The sequence below is a fragment of the Corallococcus praedator genome, from assembly GCF_003612125.1.
GTDB lineage: Bacteria > Myxococcota > Myxococcia > Myxococcales > Myxococcaceae > Corallococcus > Corallococcus praedator.
Genome location: NZ_RAWI01000680.1, coordinates 1 through 2,536, shown reverse-complemented (window position 1 = coordinate 2,536; position 2,536 = coordinate 1). Strand labels below are relative to the sequence as shown.

2 protein-coding genes and 1 pseudogene are annotated in these 2,536 nt (G+C 72.5%); 1 reads left to right on the top strand and 2 read right to left on the bottom strand.

Going from position 1 to position 2,536, the window contains the following annotated elements; genetic code table 11:
* Positions 1–219 precede the first annotated feature (219 nt).
* Positions 220–1,740, top strand: a complete 1,521-nt coding sequence (locus tag D7Y13_RS40765; protein ID WP_120585761.1) for a gluzincin family metallopeptidase — start codon at positions 220–222, stop codon at positions 1,738–1,740.
* Positions 1,741–1,774: 34 nt separating this feature from the next.
* Here the strand turns inward: D7Y13_RS40765 and D7Y13_RS40760 are convergent, their stop codons facing one another.
* Positions 1,775–2,125 (bottom strand): hypothetical protein, encoded by a 351-nt coding sequence (locus D7Y13_RS40760; RefSeq protein ID WP_120537478.1) that lies wholly within the window; start codon positions 2,123–2,125, stop codon positions 1,775–1,777.
* A gap of 148 nt (positions 2,126–2,273) precedes the next feature.
* Positions 2,274–2,536 (bottom strand): annotated as a pseudogene (locus D7Y13_RS40755) (hypothetical protein); the annotation flags it as partial.

The window sequence follows — 2,536 nt, the reverse complement described above, 5'->3', positions numbered from 1 at the left end:
CCCTCGCTCCGGAACGTCCGACGCTTCATCGCAGGCCCCTTCCCGCCACCAGCGCACGACCACCCCGGAACGTCCGGCGCCTCATCGCGCACCCTCCCCTGCCACCAGGGGCGTGAGGAGGGCATGCAGGCAGACGAAAGGGCGCGGAGCACATGGCGCGACACTCTATGCGCGCGGTCCCTGCCGTGACGCGGGCTTCCTGTTACCTTCCGCGCCGCCATGGACCGTCCCCTGCATACCGTCCGGTCGCGGCTCGAGGATTTCCTCGCCGAGCTGGCCACCCTCCAATACCGCTACGGCGCCGGGCTCGCCCCGGACCTCCCCGTCGCGCGCCTCCACGCCTCGTTCCCGGAGCTGTCCTCGCCGGAGACCTTCGTCGCCGCCAACGAGGCGCTCGCCAAGGCCCGCCTCCGGGACGACGCCCTGGCCGTGCGCCGCATCACGCTGGTGCGCGAGCTCATCGCCACCCAGGTGGAGGAGTCCCTCGCCGCCCGGGCCGGGGAGGCCGTCATCGCGGCGGAAGCGCATTCGCACATCCCCGCCGACGACCAGACGCTGTCGCTGTCCCAGGCCCTGGCCCAGATTCCCCGCGAACAGAACCGCGCCCGCCGATCCCTCCTGGAGAGCGGCGCCGGCAACTTCCTCTGGGAGCACCGCGGCGCCTACGGAGACCGGCGCGACGCCGCCCTCCAGGCCGCGGAGCTGCTGGGCTTCCCGAACTACCCCGCCCTGCGCCAGGACGTCACCGGCATCGACGCCGGCAAGCTCGCCGAGGCCGCCGAGCAGACCCTGCGGGCCACCGAGGACGCCTACCGCGACGTGCTGGGCTACGTGCTGCGCAAGCTGGAGCCCAACCTCCACGCCCTGCCCGGCGGCGAGGCGCGGCGCCACGACGTCCAGGCCGCCCTGCGCGCCCCGTGGATGGACGCGCACTTCCGCCGCGAGGACACCGTCCCCGCCGTGATGCGCTGGCTGTCCGACTGGGGCCTGCGCCCCGACGCCGGCGGCCGCATCCGCCTGGACGACGAAGCCCGCCCGGGCAAGGCCTCCCGCCCCTTCGTCGCCGCCGTGCGCGTGCCCGACGAAATCCGGCTCGTCCTCCAGCCCCGGGGCGGCATGGACGCGCTGGGCGACCTGCTCCATGAGCTGGGCCACGCCTGGCACCTGGCCCACGTGGACGAGGACGCCCCCACGGAGCTGCGCCGCCTGGGCGACGCCTCCGTCACGGAGGCCTACGCGGCCACCTTCGAGCGGCTGCTCCTGTCACCGCCCTGGCTCAAGCGCTACCTGAACCTGCCGTCCGGCACCGTGAAGGACGTCATCCGGCTGGCCGCCTTCCAGGCCCTGGCCGTGCTGCGGCGCCACTGCGCGAAGCTGTCCTACGAGCTGTCCCTGTCCACCAGGGGGGCCTCCGCCGACCGCGCGGACGAATACGCCGACGGCCAGCGCCGCGCCCTCTTCGCGCAGCCGCACCCGGGCTTCTTCCTGCATGACGTGGACTCGCAGCTCTACGTCACCCGCTACCTGCGGGCCTGGGCCCTGGAGACCCGGCTCACCGCGCACCTGCTGGAGCGGTTCAACGAGGACTTCTGGCGCAACCCCGCGGCCTTCGCCTGGCTCAAGGGGCTGTTCGCGCGGGGCGGCGCCGCCGACGCGGAGGGACTGGCCACGGAGGTATCGGGCACGCCGTTGGCGTTGCCCGAGGCGGGAGCGCGCCTCGTGGCCATCCTCAACCAGTAGGGGCTTCACGCCCCCTGTGGCACAAGCCGCGCGCCTACTTCTTCTTGGTGCGCAGCGCGCGGACGATCTTGTCCTTCGTCGCGTTGGCCGGAGCCTCGGGCGTCCGGACCGCGGCGGGCGCCTTGGAGGCGTTGGCCGCCGTGCGCGTCTGGCCGGTGCGCGCGCGCATCGCCTTCATGAGCTGCATCTCGATGACGAGCAGCTCGTCGGCCAGCTCCGCGTTGGCACCCGCGGCGCGGGGCAGCGGCGCGTTCGGGCTGGAAGCACCCGCGCCATGCCGCATGCGCAGGGCCTTCTCCTCCTCGGCCGTCAGCGTGGTGGACTTCTCCATCGCCGCCTTGACCTCTTTCGCGGTCAACGTGCTACTTCCGACCTTGCGCTCCATCTCCGCTCCCTTCGTTGTGCACGCCTGAACACCCGAGCATGTCAGATGCGTCTGGGCCGCAACCGACGAGGATTGTAGGGGACGCAAGAGGGACGTCAAAATTTCTTCCAACAGGTCGCTGCCAATCTGTAGCGACCCACCCCACCTGCTACAGGCGCATCCCCATCCCCAGGAACAGGGACGTCAGGGTCTGCCGGTCGCCGGAGAAGGGGTCGCCGTCCGCCGCGAAGTTCTGGTAGCGCGCCTCGGCGGAGAGGAAGAAGTCCCGGCCCAGTTCCAGGCCCACCCCGCCGGAGAACTCCATCCCCACCTGGAGCACGCGGCTGCCCAGCGAGTCCGGGGCCGCCGGCTGGGGCCGCGTATGGGCCATGAGCAGGCTGGCCCCCAGCCCCAGGAAGGGCCGCAACCGGG